26 protein-coding genes and 1 tRNA gene are annotated in these 20,022 nt (G+C 41.9%); 13 read left to right on the forward strand and 14 right to left on the reverse strand.

The genetic code is table 11. The features are described from left to right. Positions 1–131 precede the first annotated feature (131 nt). From AC1XUE_RS00005 to AC1XUE_RS00065, 13 genes are all read right to left on the reverse strand, one after another. A complete protein-coding gene (locus AC1XUE_RS00005) occupies positions 132–470 on the reverse strand; it encodes a phiTE_072 family protein (protein WP_483353869.1) in 339 nt (112 codons plus the stop codon). Between the two features lie 31 nt (positions 471–501). Further along, positions 502–1,278: a DNA adenine methylase gene (locus AC1XUE_RS00010; RefSeq protein WP_483353870.1), complete on the reverse strand. Its 777-nt coding sequence runs from the start codon at positions 1,276–1,278 to the stop codon at positions 502–504. Beyond that, a complete protein-coding gene (locus tag AC1XUE_RS00015; RefSeq protein WP_483353871.1) occupies positions 1,275–1,445 on the reverse strand; it encodes a hypothetical protein in 171 nt (56 codons plus the stop codon). Before AC1XUE_RS00015 ends, AC1XUE_RS00010 begins: the two co-directional genes overlap by 4 nt. Then, positions 1,442–1,783, reverse strand: coding sequence for a hypothetical protein (locus tag AC1XUE_RS00020; protein WP_483353872.1), 342 nt, complete (start codon positions 1,781–1,783; stop codon positions 1,442–1,444). The genes AC1XUE_RS00015 and AC1XUE_RS00020 overlap by 4 nt, the downstream gene beginning before the upstream one ends. Further along, positions 1,783–2,043 carry a hypothetical protein gene (locus AC1XUE_RS00025; RefSeq protein ID WP_483353873.1) on the reverse strand — a complete coding sequence of 87 codons (261 nt, stop codon included), beginning with the start codon at positions 2,041–2,043 and terminating at the stop codon, positions 1,783–1,785. The genes AC1XUE_RS00020 and AC1XUE_RS00025 overlap by 1 nt, the downstream gene beginning before the upstream one ends. 276 nt (positions 2,044–2,319) lie before the next feature. Then, a complete protein-coding gene (locus AC1XUE_RS00030; RefSeq protein ID WP_483353874.1) occupies positions 2,320–2,760 on the reverse strand; it encodes a hypothetical protein in 441 nt (146 codons plus the stop codon). A gap of 21 nt (positions 2,761–2,781) precedes the next feature. Beyond that, positions 2,782–3,390 carry a hypothetical protein gene (locus tag AC1XUE_RS00035; protein WP_483353875.1) on the reverse strand — a complete coding sequence of 203 codons (609 nt, stop codon included), beginning with the start codon at positions 3,388–3,390 and terminating at the stop codon, positions 2,782–2,784. A 436-nt stretch (positions 3,391–3,826) separates the two neighbouring features. Next, a tRNA-Met gene (locus AC1XUE_RS00040) sits at positions 3,827–3,899 on the reverse strand. 260 nt (positions 3,900–4,159) lie between these two features. Further along, positions 4,160–4,462, reverse strand: a complete 303-nt coding sequence (locus AC1XUE_RS00045) for a hypothetical protein (protein WP_483353876.1) — start codon at positions 4,460–4,462, stop codon at positions 4,160–4,162. Positions 4,463–4,465: 3 nt separating this feature from the next. Next, the gene (locus tag AC1XUE_RS00050; RefSeq protein ID WP_483353877.1) at positions 4,466–4,972 is read right to left on the reverse strand and encodes a hypothetical protein; all 507 of its coding nucleotides are present in this window, start codon (positions 4,970–4,972) and stop codon (positions 4,466–4,468) included. Positions 4,973–5,018: 46 nt separating this feature from the next. Beyond that, on the reverse strand, positions 5,019–5,285 hold the full coding sequence (locus tag AC1XUE_RS00055; RefSeq protein WP_483353878.1) for a hypothetical protein: 267 nt from the start codon (positions 5,283–5,285) through the stop codon (positions 5,019–5,021). Continuing rightward, positions 5,282–5,446: a hypothetical protein gene (locus AC1XUE_RS00060; protein WP_483353879.1), complete on the reverse strand. Its 165-nt coding sequence runs from the start codon at positions 5,444–5,446 to the stop codon at positions 5,282–5,284. The genes AC1XUE_RS00055 and AC1XUE_RS00060 overlap by 4 nt, the downstream gene beginning before the upstream one ends. 23 nt (positions 5,447–5,469) lie before the next feature. Beyond that, positions 5,470–5,718 carry a hypothetical protein gene (locus AC1XUE_RS00065; RefSeq protein ID WP_483353880.1) on the reverse strand — a complete coding sequence of 83 codons (249 nt, stop codon included), beginning with the start codon at positions 5,716–5,718 and terminating at the stop codon, positions 5,470–5,472. 157 nt (positions 5,719–5,875) lie between these two features. On the opposite strand from AC1XUE_RS00065, the gene AC1XUE_RS00070 reads away from it, so the two are divergent. The 4 genes from AC1XUE_RS00070 to AC1XUE_RS00085 all read left to right on the forward strand — a co-directional run bounded on the left by AC1XUE_RS00070 (position 5,876) and on the right by AC1XUE_RS00085 (position 9,640). Further along, a complete protein-coding gene (locus AC1XUE_RS00070; RefSeq protein WP_483353881.1) occupies positions 5,876–6,442 on the forward strand; it encodes a DUF4468 domain-containing protein in 567 nt (188 codons plus the stop codon). Then, on the forward strand, positions 6,442–7,077 hold the full coding sequence (locus AC1XUE_RS00075; RefSeq protein ID WP_483353882.1) for a hypothetical protein: 636 nt from the start codon (positions 6,442–6,444) through the stop codon (positions 7,075–7,077). The genes AC1XUE_RS00070 and AC1XUE_RS00075 overlap by 1 nt, the downstream gene beginning before the upstream one ends. 393 nt (positions 7,078–7,470) lie before the next feature. Further along, complete coding sequence (locus AC1XUE_RS00080) at positions 7,471–7,899, forward strand: helix-turn-helix domain-containing protein (RefSeq protein ID WP_483353883.1); 429 nt, start codon at positions 7,471–7,473, stop codon at positions 7,897–7,899. Between the two features lie 460 nt (positions 7,900–8,359). Further along, the gene (locus tag AC1XUE_RS00085) at positions 8,360–9,640 is read left to right on the forward strand and encodes an alginate export family protein (protein WP_483353884.1); all 1,281 of its coding nucleotides are present in this window, start codon (positions 8,360–8,362) and stop codon (positions 9,638–9,640) included. Positions 9,641–9,974: 334 nt separating this feature from the next. Here AC1XUE_RS00085 and AC1XUE_RS00090 read toward each other — a convergent pair whose 3' ends face one another. Next, positions 9,975–10,289, reverse strand: coding sequence for a response regulator (locus AC1XUE_RS00090; protein WP_483353885.1), 315 nt, complete (start codon positions 10,287–10,289; stop codon positions 9,975–9,977). A 338-nt stretch (positions 10,290–10,627) separates the two neighbouring features. Between AC1XUE_RS00090 and AC1XUE_RS00095 the strand changes: the two genes are divergently transcribed. The 9 genes from AC1XUE_RS00095 to AC1XUE_RS00135 all read left to right on the forward strand — a co-directional run bounded on the left by AC1XUE_RS00095 (position 10,628) and on the right by AC1XUE_RS00135 (position 19,830). Further along, positions 10,628–11,419 (forward strand): carboxypeptidase-like regulatory domain-containing protein, encoded by a 792-nt coding sequence (locus AC1XUE_RS00095; protein WP_483355982.1) that lies wholly within the window; start codon positions 10,628–10,630, stop codon positions 11,417–11,419. A gap of 713 nt (positions 11,420–12,132) precedes the next feature. Then, positions 12,133–14,409: a hydrogen gas-evolving membrane-bound hydrogenase subunit E gene (gene mbhE / locus AC1XUE_RS00100; RefSeq protein WP_483353886.1), complete on the forward strand. Its 2,277-nt coding sequence runs from the start codon at positions 12,133–12,135 to the stop codon at positions 14,407–14,409. Between the two features lie 3 nt (positions 14,410–14,412). Next, positions 14,413–14,826 (forward strand): Na+/H+ antiporter subunit B, encoded by a 414-nt coding sequence (locus AC1XUE_RS00105; RefSeq protein ID WP_483353887.1) that lies wholly within the window; start codon positions 14,413–14,415, stop codon positions 14,824–14,826. Between the two features lie 2 nt (positions 14,827–14,828). Then, entirely contained in the window at positions 14,829–15,185 is a 357-nt protein-coding gene (locus AC1XUE_RS00110; protein WP_115828925.1) for a Na+/H+ antiporter subunit C, read from the forward strand. After that, complete coding sequence (locus AC1XUE_RS00115) at positions 15,182–16,687, forward strand: proton-conducting transporter transmembrane domain-containing protein (RefSeq protein WP_483353888.1); 1,506 nt, start codon at positions 15,182–15,184, stop codon at positions 16,685–16,687. The genes AC1XUE_RS00110 and AC1XUE_RS00115 overlap by 4 nt, the downstream gene beginning before the upstream one ends. Before the next feature lie 7 nt (positions 16,688–16,694). After that, complete coding sequence (locus tag AC1XUE_RS00120) at positions 16,695–17,171, forward strand: Na+/H+ antiporter subunit E (protein ID WP_483353889.1); 477 nt, start codon at positions 16,695–16,697, stop codon at positions 17,169–17,171. After that, the gene (locus AC1XUE_RS00125; protein WP_483353890.1) at positions 17,168–17,434 is read left to right on the forward strand and encodes a monovalent cation/H+ antiporter complex subunit F; all 267 of its coding nucleotides are present in this window, start codon (positions 17,168–17,170) and stop codon (positions 17,432–17,434) included. Before AC1XUE_RS00120 ends, AC1XUE_RS00125 begins: the two co-directional genes overlap by 4 nt. A 2-nt stretch (positions 17,435–17,436) precedes the next feature. After that, a complete protein-coding gene (mnhG, locus tag AC1XUE_RS00130) occupies positions 17,437–17,784 on the forward strand; it encodes a monovalent cation/H(+) antiporter subunit G (RefSeq protein WP_483353891.1) in 348 nt (115 codons plus the stop codon). Between the two features lie 396 nt (positions 17,785–18,180). Further along, positions 18,181–19,830, forward strand: coding sequence for a hypothetical protein (locus AC1XUE_RS00135; protein WP_483355983.1), 1,650 nt, complete (start codon positions 18,181–18,183; stop codon positions 19,828–19,830). Positions 19,831–20,022: the final 192 nt, after the last annotated feature.

A 20,022-nucleotide genomic window follows, 5' to 3' on the forward strand; every position in this document is an offset into this window, starting at 1 on the left:
GCCCGATTCACCATCGATAACCACCAATGCGTTTAACGGTTCCTGTCTCAGTATTACACCATAGTATGTCAGGCAGATACTGCGTTTTTTAAAATATTCCATTTGATTGACTCTGTTAAGGTTTATACTTCTCACCAAGTTGGGTTTATTTCCAAATCCTGTTTCAATACTTCCTGTAAAGCCGGTAGTATTCGAGCAGCGTAGCGCCTGCAAGCATCCTCACATTTCTGCCCATGAAGAATGTAAGACATGCCTACAAACATTTTCCCTCCGAAGTAGTCCACATTGAGGCTACAGATGAATTCTCTGAAATCAGCCTTCCCATAAGTCCTCCAGGCATAAGAGAGATTACCCCAATCAGTAACAGATGCAAACAGCCCGTCTGACGAAAGAACAATTTGCCCTAGCCAGCTACCACTTTGATCATAAAGGGTATAGCTCTTCACACTCACGTTATTAGTATTTTCCATAAAAAAATTGAAGTTTGAAAAAATCTGATGATCATCCCTCGCTCATTTCGGCGGTAGGATCCTGAATGGTTGTAAGTCGTTGTATCATTGCCGCCTGTTCCAGCGGTGCCAGCTCGAGGAACTTCGCATGCCAGCGCTTTAGCTTCCGGCTGATCCGTTCCCGTTCTCGGTAATCGCTGCCCAGGTATTGATAATCGTGTAATTCTGTTGGCTCCGGGTAATTCATCCAAAGCTGCTCGATCGCTTTGCCGTGACGGGTTTGGCTCTCAAATTCAATAAAGCGCCAGTTCATTCTATCCATGAAAAAATCATAATACAAATCATTCGGATAGGTGCTTAGCGCAATCTTGGCATCCGGAAGAGATATCAATGTTTCAAGCAATTCTTTGTGCCGTTCATCCGTCAACTCATGCTTATACCTGGTTGATGAGCTCCTTGTTTCCATCAAGTAAGGTGGGTCAACATAAATAAAAACATCGTCACAGTTCAATGCGCTATATGCTGCTGAATACTCAAACAATTCAAGTGAACAACCCGCGTATCCCCAACTACCCGCTGATTTTTTACTGTTCACCAAGTTTAATATTGAGTTAATTTTAAGCTCTGGCTTAATCTGAAACTTCCCCCACCTTGTTATCAGGTCGATATCCTTATCGATCAAGATGCTCAGTTGTGCCTGCCGCTTGTGTCGGTATATGCCGAGCATACCACCGAATAGCTCCACATATATCCTGTGCGGTGGAATCTGATTGATGATGGTCTGGTAAGTGCCTGCTCCGGACTTACCGCCAAAGTAAGCGGTGCTCATAAAATTGCCGGTTTGGGAAGAATTACGAACTTGATAAAGCTGATCACTGCAAATACCAGAAGTGTTGGAGCTGCCACCGCCATTCCAATCAGTGCAGCGCAGACAAGTATGATCGCGAAAATGATCCGGAAGATGATGACGACAAGGTCAGTAAGAAATTTGTTCATAAAAGTTTTGTTGGGAATGTGGGACGGAGGTTTCTGTCAATAAGCGCCTGGTCGAGTTTGGCGAGAATAAATTGCCGTGTATGATCGCTGGGCGAATGCTGTAAACGATAGTGCAGAATTCTTACAACTGACACCGGTATTTTATAAGCCGGGTCTTTTTTTGGCATTGGCTTGGTGAAGGTCGATAGACGCTTTCTCCACCACTGGACATAGAATTCAGCAAGTACAATCGTTTCTACTCTTACATTGCGATCAGCACACTTGCGGCAGGCATCTTCCAGGATATCCAGAATTGCCTTTACCTCGAATGGCGATAGGCGTATTGTTATAGGAGCCATTACAGACGGGTCTTAAAGATTGCCAATACTGTGCTTCCGTTCTTCAAATCCATTTCCCAGATGCTTTTGTAGTGCAAGTGGGTTTCGGCGGTACGGTATCGGTCGCGCTGTTTCCAGCTTTTAATTTCTTCTTCAACAGACAAGCGGATATAGTTCCTGTCAAATCCCTGGTCTGCTTTAGCCTTTGCTGCTTCCAGAATGGTATGTTCCATATTGGTCAGCTTCTTGCCTGTGGTTTGGATATCTACTTTTTTGGTCATGATTTGGGCGGTAAAGTGGGTGATATTTGAGTACAGTAAGTTGGGATGGCACGCTGCATAAAGTGATCTAGTTCGTCTCGGCTTTTCAGTGTCCATTGCAGGGCTCCTATTGAAGCTGCGATCAGTATTTGGGTCTCATCGTCCCGGGATCGGTTGAAAAACCGCATAATCGGGACTGGCTCCCATCCAGGTACATGGTACACCTTGTCATTTACCAACCGTATGGAGAATGTATTGCTACGAAATGATTGGATATCGATCTGCATAAAATTCGACCTAGCTTTTTTGTTGCTTTTCAATCTGCTTTGCCCATTTCTTCATCATATTGGCCGAGACCTTGGTAAGATCCTTTGCGACTTCACCCACTACTTCCAGCTCCTTGATGTGTAGCTGAACGCCACCACGTTTACCTCTGTCGATGCTGGCCGTAAGCTTTATGGCTGTTCCTTTGGTTAGTGTGCCGTATTTGAACCGCAGATTCCGATAGTAGCAGTTAACAGCACTCGGTCCTTTCCCACCTATTGCTTTAAGTAGGTCCGAATGCATTGGTATTGAAAACAGGATCATTCTTTCACCATCCTTTTCTCGCCACTTTGCTGGCCATGAAACCTTTGTTTCTAGTGTAATGACCTGTTCTTCTTCACTTATGAGGTTATCGCTCGACTTTTTGCTTCCAGGTGTTGTCGGATTTGAAAAAAGAGACATCTGATAATCCATATCGCTTTAAGTTAAAAGTTGCTACTCGCTATATTTTGGAATCATAGAGCCGATTGCTTGCGGTATGCCGCCACGAATTGGCATTGGTGCGGGATCATTGGTAGGAATCCGGCCAAACAGCGTGTGTAGGTGGTTTTCCGAATGATACATCAGGTTGTCGTACACATCTACCTTTACTAATTTACCCGTGGCCAGATTGGTCACTATGAAATCGTTGCGATGGACGTATTTAAAGCCGTAGAATCTGCGGAAGTCAACGCGTCCTGGACTGTTGCCAGCTTGCCTTGGATGGCTTCTGTTTACCGATTGCAGCGCAAAATCATGGAAGCCGACCATATGGACGTAATTTTCGAGTACACTCCAACCATACTTGGTCTCGATCATCTGAATGCTTTCATAAATCTCCGGCCAGTTGGGCATGTAAAGCAGCAGACTGTCATCCTGGTTGTGTGGCCTAAGCCATTTGACAAATTCATACAGCTCTTCATACTTCCAGATATTTGCCAGTAGTTGCTTCCACTGCATTCTGAGGTCTTTGCTGATGCCTTCAGGGAATTCTTCACGCTCTATCTGGTAGTCGTAACTGTACCAGGTTTCGCTCTTTTTCTGATTACCGTCCGCATCAGGCAACCAGGTGAGCTTGAATTTAAATAGGCTCTTGTTCGGATCGGGCTGTAATGCGCGTCCTTTGGTTGGTCTACGAGGGATTCCTGCCATTTTTTTGAATTTTGAAAATTTGTTTATATCGGATAGTAACTAGTACACAGCTTTCAATAGCTCTATCGCTCAATCTTTCAATTGAACCTCAATGGAAACCTCAATTGAAATTTCTATTGAAACATTTTTGCCATTTTTAGGACATAGTTCCCCTAACCCTGACATCGCTTATTTGCCGGTAACGTATTAGTATATATGTTTTGCCTTAGATGCTGTTCAGAAAGGGCATACTTACCCTTACCCGCGCAACTCTCATATAATGAGCACCTTTGGCAGGAGGTTGAGACGTACTTTCCCTTACCCAATCCGGGAGCAATGCCGGATCAGCAGTAAAACCTGTCTTACCTTGTAGCGGGGGCTGGACTCGAACCAGCGACCTTTGGGTTATGAGCCCAACGAGCTGCCAACTGCTCTACCCCGCGATGTCTTTTGTTGAAGCCTGGTTGTCTAATCTTCCCCGCCACAGCGCGGCGGGGAAGGACTTACTACATTACTCAACGGTCTCCGAGTGGAGATGTGAAGGAGACGGGATTCGAACCCGCACAGAGTGGCCGGAGCCAGACGCGCTACCATTACGCCACACCTTCAGTCCTGATAGTTTTTAGAATGACGGCAGCTAATCAGCCACCGCCATTACTTTACGTAAACCCTCTTCTACATCAGCGTTCTCACGCCAATTTCTTTATTTGCCAGCTCCGCTTGGACCAGCAGTATTGTTAAATTCTTGATATTGCTTTCTAAATTGGATCAGTTTTGCTCGAAGCACTACCACTGTTTCCTCTTGCTCTTTTTCCTTAGCTTCTTTGTCTCTTTTCTGTTGCCAGTGACTCCCTTTAAATAGTGGGCTCATATAAGCGTCATCCAGGAAGGACGAACTCAAAGTTTCTAATAGATTCGGCATATCATTGACGGCCATTTTCTTCAAAGCTTTATCGATCAAAGCAAAATCTTCATTAGTAAGGATTATAGAAGCTACCTGTGACATATGTTATTTATTTAAAATATGATTTTCGACTTCATTTTGAATGCTATCCAGTGACTTGCTGGATACTGCTAACTCCTTTATAGTAAGGCCACCGTTCAAGTAGGCATGCCACACTTCTTTATTTTCATTACAGTTTGGAGTGAGAACTGCTATGATCTCGCAACAGGGATGTGGCAGACCGTCCAAACGTTCTTCGAAAGTATGCTTCACATATACATGCATCCACTCATTCACTTCAAGCCACTTGAAATGCCACTTTGGCTGGAACCAACCAAAATGCATGTCAGTGAACTCCCAATGGTGCCCAAGTACATTAGAATCATTGTCCAGTAATACTGCATCAAAATCAATCTTGCCAACATTGTACACTCTGGCATACGGTTGAAAATTGCCCAACATGTAATTGTCATTTCGATAAAGAACATGTTCGCTTTCCTTGTACTGATAGTGATATGGTTTCTGAAGAAAGCTGAAGGTTTGGCCGGCAATGAATCTTTCACGATATGTCATATGCAAATCACATAAGAGTACGACAATTGATAAAGGACAATCCCGGTCATGCAATTGGGATGAAAATCAGATCTTCAAACTTGATCCGAATTGTTACTGTCTTTGCACCAAGCACCGAAATGTAAATGGTACATCCCGCCTCATTGATCTTATCGACAAGCCCATAGTATACCCAGCTGGCAGGAACTCCGAATTCACACTTCTGCACCCCGCATTCATCGTCGTAACGATACCGATGCAGATAGCTTTGTTTCCCAACGAATGGATGACCCGCTAAAAACCTCTCTTTGAGACTTAGATCTGTCGTGCTCATCTGTTGCGGCTACTTTTGATAGTGCTTACTACAAAAAGTCCGAACATTGCTCCGAGACAAATGCCTATGATCCAAGAATCGTATTTAGACATCAATTCAAAAGTTGTTTCTGATAGCAGGGCCATAAAAAAGGCGATTTTAAGAGCGGTTATGAGTTTCATATAAACGGGTTTACAGATAAGAATTAGACACTTTCACCTTTTAGGTTGGGATGTTCAAATAGCTCCGCAGTAGATGGCACTTCCTCAATGATCGCATCTCTCACAAATGAGGGAAGTTCATGTGCAACTGCGTTGGTCAGAATGTGTTTCCACCTGCCCTGTGTTAGCCCGATCCGAATCAGCTTTCTGCGGAGCAAAAGCCTGTCTACATTGTCAAGCGCTATCAGCGCTTGTCCCAATGGTTGCCTTACTTTGTCTTTATCAACGTTCATAATTGTAGGTTATAGACCGTTATTTACTATTATTGTCTTTCGTAAGAAGTGAACGACTTTTCAAATGTAATAACAATGTTATCACAAATGCAACAACAATGTTGTTATTAAATTTCTGTAAATTTTTAACTATTTAAAAATCAATTAATTAATCCAGATGAAATCGAAATTAATTTTACTCTCCTCCTTATTGTTAATCTCATTAGCTTCCAAAGCTCAGAAATTGCCAATCGACCCTGAAACTCAGAAGATCACTTACACGGAGGTTGTGGATCTGCCTGGTTCTAAGAAGGATGATCTGTTTTCGAAGGCAAAGTCGTGGTTTGTTACCGGTACCGGAGGCACAAAGCTTGCTTTAGAACTTGAAGACAAAGAGACCGGCAAACTTTTGGGGAAAGTTGTGAAACCGATGGCTGTGAAAAATCCGCCAGCTGGTATGTTTGAGGTTGGGAATGTGATTTATACCGTTACCGTGATCGTTAAAGACGATAAATACAAATACACGTTTTCTGATTTCAACCATGAATCGGCCGGAATGGATAAGGTTATTTCTTCAGGAGCATTGGAAGCGAAGAAAACTTCTGCGAAAGCTATAACAGGTAATATGCCGACCCAATATCAATGGAGCAAAATTAAGGAGATCACCGAGGAAACTGTACTGAAGCAAATCGAATCGCTCAAAAAGGCAATGTCAGGATCCGGCAAAAGCGAGACTGATTTTTAATGGAAAACAATTACATTCGAATTTTACAACATTTAGAGTCCTTTGCAGGCGATGGCCAGTTCCATCCAATAGACTCTTTTTTGGAACAGATAGGCATTCGCGAAAAGAAGGATAAGAACGCCGTTCTAACCGATTTGCGGTCCGCAGGTAATATCCAGTTTAAAGGAGGATACAGTGGCGGGATATATTTTTCGACGGCCGGCAGAAGAAACAACAGCTTTCGCGGCGATCGCTCAGGCTCCTATAGTATTCCGCCGTCGTATCAGCCTTACTCAGCTAAAATCACACCGACAGGGTTACACTATTTGTCACAAATCACAAGGTCAATGAATAATTATAGTTTTACAGTAGGTGATAATTCCAACGTTGTTGTCGACTCCAAGAATGTCTCAATTAATGACCCAGTTATGTTTAGGGAAATCATGAAACTCTTGGCTGTACGGATCAACGCTGACCAAGACGCAACTGACCAGGAAAAGGAAAGCGCAGTGGCGGTAGTCGATAATGCAATCGCAGAATCCGACACAGGGAAATTAAAGCCAAGTACCGTGTTAGATATCGTAGCCTTGGGAGCTAACATTGCTACAATTGCCCCGTTTGTTAAAGACGTTGTATTGAAGATGTTACCTCACTGAGGGCTTTCTCCGCTATGGACACGGCTTCAACCGCCTGTAAATAGTTTTCCAGTGGTACCGAGAATGTAGTGATAGGCTGTTCACATTCTGAAAGATGGAGCTCAGATCTGATCAGTTCAATTCTAGAAAAATCTAATCTCTTTTCCTTAGGAAAAACTAGATTTAAGTGTTCAAATACGTCCATTCTTTATATCATTGGATTAATCTCAGCAAATTTACCACTCCAATTCCCGCAAACCTCACCCGTTGCGGGATTTTTTATGTCAAAAGGTTTACATTTTCCACAAGCGGTATTGCTTTTAACTTTTCAAAAGTCAATATTTGCATTTATAAAGTTATTACTAGCTTGTTAAAGGTTATTACATATTTAACACTATATAAACAATATTGTATATGAGATCAACGCCAATAGGAGTAATCATTAAAGAAGTTGCTGAAGAGAAAAATCTTAAAGTCGCAAAATTAGCAACTTTGTCAGGCAAGTCACGTCAAGCAATGTATTTCACATTCGGTAGATCAGAAATGAGTGATGAAGAGCTTGAAGAATGGGCGAAGATTCTTGGTGTAACAAAAGAGTATCTTTTTAATCGCTGGAAAAATAGCGATGCTACTGAACCAAAGGAGTCAGGATATCTGATGGAGCACCTTGCCAGCCTTGAAGAACAATTTAAGCGCTTACTGAATCAAATAGATGTTAAGGATCGGCAGATCGAAGGTTTACAAAAGACGGTTGAAGTCCTACTGGGAAAGTATAATCCTGCCCCCGTAATGTCGAAGGTACTACCGTTATATGGAGAGTTGCCTACAGCAGCTTTAGCATAGAAAGTAACTTTCGGTGGCAGCAGTAAAAAGCCAAGCGCTTTGTAGACTACAAAATGTTGATACAATGCGGTTTAGATGAATATAGCTCGAAAGCCTTCGAGTCCCGTCCAGACCGCCAGATTTAATATCATAATACACTAAAAGCCTGTAAATCATATATTTACAGGCTTTTCCTTTGTCTGGAATACACCAAATTTTTCAAATCAGCAAAAATATTCGGGATTTGCTGGTAAGTTTGAAAGGTGAGGCAGATCAACAATCTAAAAACTAAGCTACAGGTATCTGCCCATAGTACATGTGTACGATGAAATCAGAAAATCCTCGCTCCCAGTATTGGTTGTGACTAAAACATCTTCCGCCGCCGCACTGCATTAACAATTATTTTCTGGTTTTTTACGATAAAAAAGAAACCGTATTTATGTTATCCCGGATGATCCTTTACGCTATCCATGTTTACCGCATGGCTCTTTTTATTGCGTTCTTCGTAATGAACGAAGTATACGCACAGTCGCCAGACACGTTGCTCCGGGAACTAATTGTTGATCTTGAAATAAGGCCAAGGACAGAATACAGAGATAATTTCATGTTGACTGCAGCTGACACCACAATGCCGGAACTTTACACAACTCAAAGAAACCGGCTTAGCATTAATTATAGGACCAACTGGTTTCGATTACATGCATCACCCCAGGAAATTCATGTGTGGGGGAAATCCGGCCGGTTTTCCAAGGTAGGCAATATGAATTTTTTCGAAGCATATGCTGAATCCAGGATTTTTACAAACCTTTCAGTCCGGATTGGCAGACAGGCATTATCGCTGGATAATGGTCGGATATTTTCTGCCGCGCCCTGGGGGCAGCAAAGCCGCGCACATGAAGGTATTCGGTTTCTTTATAAAAAGAAGTTAGAAACTGATTTGACCATCACCTTTACAAGGCCGTATGCGAAGCATTTTGATCCGGTATATTCTCCGGTTTCTCCTCATACCTATAAATACCTGTTTGTTCACCACCTAAAACACAAATTCACCAACCAGGTCACTTTGACAACCATAAATGCCGTAGATGTATTTCGGGCAACGTCCGGTGATAGGCACTACTACGAACGGATCACAAATGGCGGGCGACTGGAATATACAAAGAGCTGGTTTTATGCGACAGTGAATGCATATTACCAATACGGACAAACTGCTGCGTTAAAAAAGATCCAAGCCTATTATGTACAGCCTGAAATCAGTGCTAACACAGGCAAAACTTTGTTCAGGCTGGGAGCTGAAATTCTGAGTGGGAGTAAAAGAACAAACTCCGGAGAAGTATTCGCATCGTTTGTACCACTTTATGGGGTAGCCTGGAAATTCATGGGAAATATGAATCTGTTCACCAAATTTCCGGCCGATTTAAATGCCAAAGGACTAATCAATCCTTACCTGTTCATCATTTACCAGGCTGGTGAAAAGCTTTCCCTTCGCGGTGATGCGCATATTTTTTACACACAATATCCGTTGCTGATGCAAAATTTGGAGAGTAACGGAACCTATCTGGGTTTTGAAAGTGATATGTCTTTGAACTCCAAGCCGGTGCGGTCCATTGAAATCATTTACGGGTTTTCTTTTACAGTTGCTGATAAGCGCATGGAGCTGCTTGACAAGGTTCCGGACTCCGCAAAAATACCGGTGTGGAGCTATTTAATGATTTCATATGCCCCACGTATATTTACAAGAAAGTGGTTTAAAATTGAGTAAATCTTTAAGATGCCTTTCGCTGTATCGGTGATCCAAAGAAAATTGGCATTACATTTCAACAAATCATATTGTACAATGTGTGGTTTTTCATCTAATAGCCAGACATATCGCTCTCCCTGACTAAGTCTGCAATCATGGCTCTGGGTTTCGTTTATGTCCTGTGATTTAAAGGGATCTGAAGCTCCGGGATAACAGGAGTGTTTTTATTTTCAGATAGTCAGATTACATGAGGCAAGTTTATACTAAATGAATCGAAGATATGAGATAGTTAATCAAAATGAAAAGTTGCTACATTATACTACAATACAAAATTATTAGGAGCGGCGCACCTTGTTCAATATTCCATTATCGCTTTAATTGTTTTTTCTAGTTCAGAAAATGAGTTTTGCTTGATAAAAAAACCTTGTGCAGACATACTATATGCATCGATCACCATTTTCTGATTCATTGCCGTTGAGAAGAAAAGATATGGAATACACTTAAGCTGCAGTTGGGCATCTGTGTGCAATTTTTGTCTGAGTTGAAAACCGTCCAACCTGGGCATATTGATATCAGATAATATCAGAAATGGAACACTATCGATTTTATACAGATAATCCAGTGCTTCCTGACCATCGATAAAATATATCCTTTTATCTGGATAGCTCAACGATGTAAATACTTCTTCAAGCAGAAACCGATCGTAGCATCATCTTCTGTAATTATAATTGGTCCTTGTTTATTCATATCAAGTAAATATAGCCTTTTTATTTTCACCAGAAGTGTTTGATTTAAAATGCATAACATTATTGCCAACCGGATGTAGGCTGGCGTATTCCCATTAACTTAGTCTGCTTACCTTAGGATATTTGAAAGGTATAATTGGACAGATGTGATCTTTAAAAGACACATGCAGCTATTTGTACTATGTAAAAATACCGGATCAAATTACTTTGTATTATCATTTGCCTGCCAATTACATTATTCGGGCAATCTTTTATCGGGACTATTACTGATCGTCAAACCAAAGCGCCTTTACCATACGCCAGTATAGGAGTAAAGGGGAAAAGTGTAGGGGGAATAGCTGATTCACATGGTCATTTCCTTATCAACATTACCAATGCAGCCTCGCTTGATACGGTCATAGTGAGCTATCTAGGGTATGAATCTGCAACATTTTTGAAGCGCGACCTATCTGAATCCAATTATGAAATCAAGCTCACAGCAAATGCTATTGAGCTACATGAAGTGGTCGCCCTAGGCAAAAGAGAACTTATTATTATCGGCAACAAAAATCCTAGTTCCAGGTATACCGGTTGGGGTGATTACGTGAGCTCCAGAGGTCGTCTGCGCGGAGTTGCTATTCATACTAATGAGACGCCGTTAAAACTGACCAAATTTAAAATGCATCTTAATGATTGTGAATTTGACAGCGTGCGCTTCCGATTGCATATTTTACCACTTGACGAGAGTCATTCTGGAAATTTAAGCAAAGAGCTTATGACAGAAAATATATTTTTTAATGCTTACAAAAGTCAAAAGTGGGTCGATGTAGATTTATCTGCCTATAATCTTATTATTTATCAAAATATCATTGTCGCTGTGGAGTGGTTTGATGCATGGGTGAAAAATGAAGTCAGAACCGAAAGTTATCTATTAACGATTTCAACCTCACGACAGGAAGGGTACTTGTATTCCAGGAAAACACCAGAGGAGAAATTTTCCGTAACCAAATTGAAATCGACACCCACCATGTTCTTTGAAACTCACACGCCTGGTAATGCTGACGCTTCTAATTAGTTATAACTTTTTTGAATTTTATATTCAGAATTTTGAATACAAGCTACGATAACATATGATACGCAACTTACTCGAGAAGACCAAAGTATGCAATACGCCACGTAGGTGTTTGCTATGGCGTTTCAGGGATTGGAAAGTTATACCAAATGTTTCTTTACCATAGTAGTGGTTGTGTTTAACATTTGGTCGACTAACATAGCAATTTCATTCTAGGTATTTAGGACTATCAAATAGGTTGGGTGTGGTCGTTACTCCTACCTGTAGATATCATTTCCCGATATTACATGATGCCATTCATCTGCGTTGTTTTCCTTATTTTGTCGGACTAACAGCAGTTCTTTACTGATTCACTCCGTCCACTCCGAAACAGCATTTTACCACAGGAATTGCTTAGCCGACATGGGTTCAGCCAACACGCCGCGCTATCAGTATAGCTTGCTTTTCAACTGAAAATTGCGTATATTGATTATTTTCCGCGATTATGCCAGCTTGGCGTAAAAATTGCAGCGGTTGCCACTTGATGATGCCAACACGGCGGGGTAAAGTTTAAGTTTGGTCGAATCTGTGCAAGGAAGTTTCCCTAAAGGCCATCATGGTTTGGTATTAAGAGTGTGCTGTAGCTTATGGTAAGATAAGCTGATAGAAATCTGTTTTGACAATATAAATGCGCGTAAATGTTATTCACAATACTGATAGGTTTAATTACATCATGTTTGCTAATCCCACTGGGGAGATATTTCCGATCAGATCGCAGCATTATTCTGGCAGTGCTGCCGGCTGCGTTGTTTTGTTTTTTTGCAAGCCACATTCCCCAAATCCGATCAGGTAGTATTTTATATGAAAGTACCCCATGGGTGCCTTCACTAGGGACTAACTTTGAATTCAGACTGGATGGTTTGTCTTTGCTTTTCAGTCTATTGATCACCGGTATCGGATCTCTCATTTTCATATATGCCAGTTCTTATTTAAAAGGGCACCGCTATCTCGACCGCTTTTACGGCTACTTATGCCTTTTTATGTCTGCTATGCTGGGTGTAGTGCTATCAGATAACATTTTACTCCTTTTTGTCTTCTGGGAACTTACCAGTATCAGTTCCTTCTTCTTGATTGGCTTTAATAATGACAGCGCAGTTTCCAGGAAGAGTGCCCTTACAGCACTTAGTGTGACCGGGTTAGGAGGTTTTTTTCTGCTCGCAGGCTTAATCCTGATGGGAAACATCGCAGATACTTATTCCATCAGTAAGTTGATCTCATCATCTGGTATGATCACAGGTCACGAAATGTATCCGGTGGTTTTAGGGCTAGTTTTTATGGGGGCATTTACAAAATCCGCCCAATTCCCGTTTCACTTTTGGCTACCCGGTGCTATGAAGGCACCAACACCTGTATCTGCTTACCTGCATTCAGCCACGATGGTGAAAGCGGGTATATTTCTGCTGGCCAGGTTTACACCGGTGTTGGGAGGCACTTCGGCTTGGTCAAATACCTTGATGATTGTTGGAGGGATTACGATGCTGTATGCGGCATTACATTCCCTTTTCAGAACAGACCTAAAAGGCGTGTTAGCCTATTCGACGATCGCAGTATTGGGTGTATTGACTTTTTTGATTGGTTTAGGTACCGAAGAGGCGCTTATCGCGGCGAGTACATTTATCATCGTACACGCGCTGTACAAGGCTTGTTTGTTTCTCGTAACCGGTATTCTCGACTACCAGACAGGAACACGGGAACTCACGCGACTGTCCGGGCTAAGAAAAGTACTGTTCCCCGTATTTGTTGCGGGTGTGTTGGCAGCTCTTTCGAGTGCTGGCCTTCCATTTTCTTTTGGTTTTATTGGAAAGGACCTGATCTATGAAGCAACATTGGCTGCAGGTTCTCAATTGGCGATTATACTGACGGTGGTGGCTGTTATCGCTAACATATGTCTGGTGGCGGCAGGATTGATGGCAGGAATCAAACCTTTTACAGGGCCATTACCCTCAAGGTTTGAGAATGTCAAATTGCCTTCCGCACTGGTTTGGGTACCGCCACTCATCCTGGGTATCCTCGGTTTTGTACTAGGCTGTTTTCCCGATATAGCAGGGCAATACATTGTGGCACCTACAGTCAATGCTCTGTCAGTTGAACCTGTGGAGTTTACTCTGAAAATATGGCATGGCTTCAACACAGTACTCCTGTTGAGTGGGGCCACGATCGTCACCGGGACGGTTGTCTATCTGGTTAACAAGCCGGCAGCAAGTAAAATTGCCTTTGTTGAGAGATTCAACAGCTATACACCTCATTATATTTTCCAAAAGTCATGGGTTAATCTGAGGCGTTTTTCAGTATGGTATACCGGCTTCATGCACAATGGATTTTTGCGTTCGTACCTGTTTAAAATTATAGTTTTCGCCGAAGTCCTGCTTATATATGAATTAGTAAAAGGAGGACCTATCTATGTCGATTACAGCAAGCTGATTCCAATAAGTGTTCATGAAGGGGTTAATGTGGTGATTTTACTGGGAGCTCTTTATTTGACTGTAACCACTACATCCCGGCTCACAGCAGTGGTGGGTACAAGTATCATCGGATATGCTATTTGTCTGATGTTTGTATTTTACAGCGCGCCTGATCTGGCCATTACACAATTCACCATTGATACCTTAACAGTCGTTTTGTTTGTATTTGTGTTGTTCAATTTGCCGTCGTTTTTGGTTGTTCCGCACAGTAATCGAGCCATAGTGATCAGAGATGCTCTTGTCGCAGGGCTGTTTGGAATTCTGTTGTCTCTGACAGCAATCAAAGTACTACAAATTCCCACAGTAAAAGACATCAGCGATTTCTATGGGAAATTTGCCTATTCGCTGGCAAGAGGCAAGAATGTAGTTAACATCGTGCTGGTGGATTTCAGAGGCTTTGATACCATGTTTGAAATTGTTGTTTTAAGTATTTCTGCAATTGGTGTATATAGTCTGATCAAACTAAGACTAAAAACTTCAGAAAAAGATTAACCTATGAGAAGTCCCATATTACAGTCGGCATCCAGATATTTGCTGCCTATACTATTATTATTTTCTGTCTTCCTTCTGCTCCGTGGTCATTATTATCCGGGAGGAGGATTTGTAGGTGGACTGGTAGCTGCCATCGCATTTGTTTTACATAGTTTCGCATTTGGAACAGCCGAGAGTATGAAAATGCTCAAATACAAGCCATCAGCAATTATTCCGGTAGGTCTGATTGTGGCAGCTGTTGCCATGTTTCTACCCGTTTTATTTGGACTTCCGGTCATGACCGGACTCTGGATTGAGCAACCGATTCCGGTTGTAGGATTGGTAGGGTCTGCCTTGCTTTTTGACATCGGAGTTTATCTGGTGGTCATCGGCGTAGTATTGACAATTTTATTCACCATTTCTTTGGAAACACACTGATTATGGAGCTTTTACTCGTATTTCTGATTGGTGCGCTGTATGCTTCCGGCGTGTATCTGATTTTGAGAAGAAGTATGGTACGTCTGCTTCTTGGTATTATTCTGCTGGGGAATGGAACCAATATTCTGATTTTCCTTCTCGGGACGATTACCAAAGGAAAGCCTCCTGTTATGGCAGCCAACCTGGAAGTATTTGAAGATATTTATGCAGACCCTATCCCACAGGCTTTGATATTGACAGCAATCGTGATCAGTTTCGGACTCACATCCTTTGCTATTGTTTTACTCAAACGTGTCTACGCGCTGCTAGGGACGGATGATCTTGATACATTGAATACTCCACAGGAAGAAGATATATGATTGATAATCACATAATAGCGACAGTATTAGTCCATTTATTTACCGCATTAATTCAGCTTGCGCTCCCAAAGAAGACGGTTCAGCAAATGATATTGAGCATTGCCGGCTCTTTATTGGGTTTTATACTGGCAGTAGCTTTGTTTGCGAAAGTTTACAATGGTGGTATCCTTACTATGAACGCAGCTAACTGGGACGCACCCTTTGGGATTGTCTTTGTTGCGGACCTGTTCAGTGTTACCATGGTATTACTCACATCGGTTGCAGCTTTGGCAGTATCTATTTTTTCTGCGGTAGGGGTAGGGCGAGCGAGGATGCTTTTTGGTTACTTTCCAATATTCCATTTCCTGATAATGGGACTAAACGGCGCTTTTTTAACTGGTGATATATTTAATCTGTATGTATGGTTTGAGGTCGTGATTATCTCTTCGTTCGTGCTATTGACATTGGGAGGACGGATACCACAACTGGAAGGCGCAGTGAAATACATGGCCATGAATATACTGGCTTCGATGTTCTTTCTCACGGGAATCGGCATTCTATACGGCATTACGGGGTCACTGAATATGGCAGATCTTTCCTTGAAGATTGCAGCGATAGAAGATCGTAGTATTGTGAATCTGACGGCCATATTTTTTCTGATAGGCTTCGGGATCAAGTCTGCAGTATTTCCGTTATACTTTTGGCTACCATCGTCTTACCATACACCACCGTCGGCAGTAGCGGCTGTTTTTGGCGGCTTGCTTACAAAACTAGGACTGTACGCCCTCTTCAGGTTTTTCACATTGCTGTTTATTCCTGACGATTTTGTAAGAACAGTTTTCATCTTCATTGCTGTCGCTACCATACTTACCGGCGCGTTTGGTGCGCTGATCAGGACCAATATCCGGCGCGTGCTCTCCTATCTGATTGTTTGTCACATTGGCTTTGTTGTAGGAGGGTTGGGTCTGTATAATAAAATGGCATTACTTGGAGCTGTATTTTACCTGATACATGATATCATTGTTAAAACCAATTTATTTCTGATTGCCGGGCTCATCAGGCAGTTGCGGGGTACTATGAATATGGGCAAACTGGGTGGTATATACGCTGAATACCCAAAGATATCACTTCTGATAGCCATTGTATTGTTTTCGCTGGTTGGTATTCCACCACTTTCCGGATTTTGGCCTAAAATTTATCTCATAGAAGGTGCCTTGGCCAGTCAAAGTTATGTATACACTGCGAGTATCATTGTGGGTAGTTTTATAACCTTGTTCGTCATTGCAAAGTTGTGGTCTGAAGTATTTTGGAAAGATGCTGTTAAAGATGATGTCATCGTTGATAGTTTTAAACCGCTCAGAACCGGTAGAAAATTTCTTATGCTATTACCTATAGGCATATTGGCATGTACTTCTTTATTTATCGGCCTGAATGCGGAGTTTATTATTCAGGTTGCAGACAGGATTGCGAATGAAATGATTGATACTACACCTTATACCAGAGCTGTATTAGGAAATAAATAACGTAACTATGATAAAACACTTTTTAATGAATCTGCTGCTTTCCTTTATTTGGGTGGCACTTACGGGCTCATTGTATTTCATGAATTTCTTCTTCGGATTTCTGCTTGGCTTTTCGGTCCTGTGGATATTGAACCGCTCAGAAGAAGATCATCGTTATTTTACAAGAGCACCCCAAACAATTATGTTCATTTTCTATTTTGCTTATGAAATGATTGTTGCAAACCTTCAGGTGGCATATGATGTAATCACGCCAAAGTACTTCTTTAAACCAGGTATTGTTCGTTATCCATTGCAAGCTGATACCGATGTAGAGATCAGTATTTTGTCTACCATTATATCACTGACTCCGGGCACGTTGATTCTGGATATAAGTGAAGATAAAAAATGGCTTTACATTCATGTGATGTATCTCGGAGATAAGGAGCGTTTTATTCAGCGTATAAAAAATGGATTTGAGAAGAAACTATTAGCCATATTACGATGACATTAAACCTGTATTTCGATTACGTAATTTTCCCCTTATTGTCCGTATCGGCAATATTGATATTCATCCGCTTATTCAAAGGTCCGGATCTTGTTGACCGTGTGATAGCCATAGACCTGATTATCACTACCGGTATTGCTGTGATTACTGCGATCAGCATTCGTTCAGCGCAGCCGGTATTTTTGGATGTTGCAGTCATTTTAGCGCTGATTGCCTTTTTAGGTACGATCGCTTTTTCATTTTATTTAGATAAGCAAAAATAGCCATGACAGATATTTTCATCGCCATATTCAGTACGCTTGGTTCGCTGGCCATTTTGTTTGCAGCAATTGGCATGGTCAGGATGCCCGACTTTTATTTACGCCTATCTGTGACTGTCAAAGCAGGTACGCTGGGTGTAGGGTTTTTGTTGTTTTGCGCTGCCGTGATATTTCCGGATATTTCAGTAACGACCAAAGCAATTGCGATTGCCTTTTTCTTGATTCTAACCGCTCCTGTAGCAGCCCATATGATCGCCAGAACTGCCTACCATATAGGAGTTCCAATGTGGAAGGATACGATCATGGATGAGTTTGAAACGGAAGATGAGAGAGGGGATGAGGAAGAGAAATAGTTTGATTCACCGAATTCCAAAGCTTCATCTGTTGTCTGGCCCCCCCGGATTTACCTTTCTGCCGAGTAAATTCAGGATTTCTTATTTAAAATATCATCATTCACCCGGCACTCTCCAATAACCTATGGAATCTGTAGGAGCCCTGTTATTTGTGTTTTTAAACCAAAAGCAGAGAAGGATTGGACGAAGCACGTAAAGACGCTACGATCTCGGTATATATTGCAAAGCAAGTCAAATTTGCTTCTGAGCATAAGGCCGGATGGGCTCATGACAAGATAATTGGGTCGTATCCTTAGGGTCACTCATTGCTTAGTTAGTAAACCCGCTCCCGCAAAAGCTTTTATAAGCATCATTAATTCCTAACCTGAAATATGTATGATCAAGCTGATACTACCTATGAAGTATTTGTTAACGTTGCAAGTATTTCTGATCGGTTCCTTCGCGACGCATGCGCAAGGTAAAAAGCATTCCGGAGAAGTGTTAATCACCTCTGAAAAAGGTAAAAACTCTGTAACCACGAATGAAAATGGACAGTTACAGGTCAATGTCTCACCCAATCAGACTGCAACCTTCAAAAAAATAGGGGTAGTAAGCTACAACGACTTTGGTGCCAAAGGTGATGGCAAATCGGACGACACCGATGCTATTGCTGCAACGCATGCTTACGCCAATATGCATGGTCTTAGGGTCAAAGCGGATGACAAAGCGACTTATTATATTGGAGGAAAAGAAAGGACGGCGATGATTCGTACAGATACGGATTTCGGTAAGGCCGCTTTCATTATTGATGATACAAACGTCGAAAACCGCAATGCTTCTGTATTTAGTGTAGGTTCAGCGCTGAAACCTTTCAAGCTGAAAAATATTGTTTCACTTAAAAGGAATCAGCAAAAGATCGATGCGGCTTTGCCAGGAGCATGTCTGATCACTGTCACCAACGCAAATGTGAAACAGTACATCAGGTTTGGTCTCAATCAGAACAATGGCTCATCACAGACAGATATTTTTGTAGTTGATAAAAATGGGAATGTCGATATGAATGCGCCGATCATCTGGGATTTCGATCAGATCACCGATATCACCGCCTTGCCAATAGACGAGAAACCGCTAAAAATAACAGGTGGACGTTTTACCACCATTGCCAATCAGGCGGAGTCGAAGTATACCTATTACAACCGGAATATTGCTATCAGAAGATCCAATGTAATAGTGGAAGGATTAGAGCACCGTATTGAGGGTGAAATGGATCACGGCGCTCCGTATGGCGGATTTATAAATATTACTGATTGTTCTTTTGTAACAGTTAAAAACGCATTTCTGACAGGACATAGAACATACAGCACCATAGGTGCAGCGGGTAAGCCGGTATCTATGGGAACCTATGATTTGTCGGCAAACCGTGCGTTGAACGTTTCATTTATTAACTGCAGTCAGACTAACGACATCAATGACAGTAAATACTGGGGTATCCTGGGATCTAACTTCTGCAAGAACATACTATACGACAATTGCACATTGTCCCGCTTTGATGCGCATCAGGGAGTGGCGAATGCGACTATTCGTAATTCAACCTTAGGGCATATGGGTATCAATGCCATTGGCAGCGGCGTATTGAAAATTGAAAACTCAACCATTCGGGGCAGGAGCATGGTCAATCTACGGTCGGATTACGGTAGTACGTGGCAGGGAGAGCTGATCATCCGGAACTGCATTTTTGTTCCGGCTAATGGTAAGCCAGTGAGCGCTTCCTTGATCAGCGGATCTTATTCCGGTCAGCATGACTTCGGTTACACCTGCTATATGCCTGTAAGGATTACGATTGAAAACTTGCGTATCGACGATGCCAAACATCCTGAAGATTACAATGGGCCCACCATCTTCAGCAACTTCAATCCTGAAATGAGAGACGATTCGTACAAGGAGAAATTTCCTTATATCAAAACCAAACAGATATCGCTCAAAAATGTTACCACAGCCAGTGGAAAGCCTGTCAGAGTGAGTGATAATACATTTATGTTTAAAGATGTGAATGTGCAGGCTGAGTAAGAGTTAATTGATTTCGGTTGAAAAAATAAAGATGCCGCTGTGCGGGAACCATTTCCTTGTACATAGTTGAAAGTAATAAAACTATGTTGCCTGGAGAGATTTAAATTCTTTTTTAGTAAAATATCAAGTTTAAGTATAGGGATTTTGCTTTTCGCTTGTCTGACATAAGTGTCACAATTCTTAACGAAAAGC

It is taken from the genome of Dyadobacter sp. HNCC25DJ187, from assembly GCF_056895255.1.